This is a genomic window from Photorhabdus cinerea, from assembly GCF_011189575.1.
Classification (GTDB): Bacteria; Pseudomonadota; Gammaproteobacteria; order Enterobacterales; family Enterobacteriaceae; genus Photorhabdus; species Photorhabdus cinerea.
This window is the reverse complement of record NZ_PUJW01000161.1, coordinates 1-285: the sequence shown is the minus strand read 5'-3', so window position 1 is coordinate 285 and position 285 is coordinate 1. Positions and strand designations below refer to the sequence as shown.

The window sequence follows — 285 nt, the reverse complement described above, 5'->3', positions numbered from 1 at the left end:
ACCATGCAATAAGTGCACACATCAGCGCGTCAATCATCGTCTTCCAGAACTTACCGCCGTTATATCGGCCTCTGAGGTAAGCCATTGTTGCAGCCAGTGCCGCCCCTAAACCTTGTTCTTTGACTGACAGCAGCCACAACCATAGCTGCATCCAGATGTCAGGCTGCTTGTCCATGAGTTTCATATTTCCACCCCCGGCCGGGGAATTAGTCCCCGGCAGATGTCGGGTGTGAGAAAAAATTTACTGTGAAAGCAGGTCTATTAACTTTCTACAGTTTTCAGTTG

General features: G+C 49.1%; 1 protein-coding gene. It reads right to left on the bottom strand.

The genetic code is table 11. The features are described from left to right. Positions 1-184: phage holin, lambda family (locus tag C5469_RS23155; RefSeq protein ID WP_166311064.1), on the bottom strand; the 184-nt coding region annotated here is incomplete at its 3' end. Between the last annotated feature and the right edge of the window lie 101 nt (positions 185-285).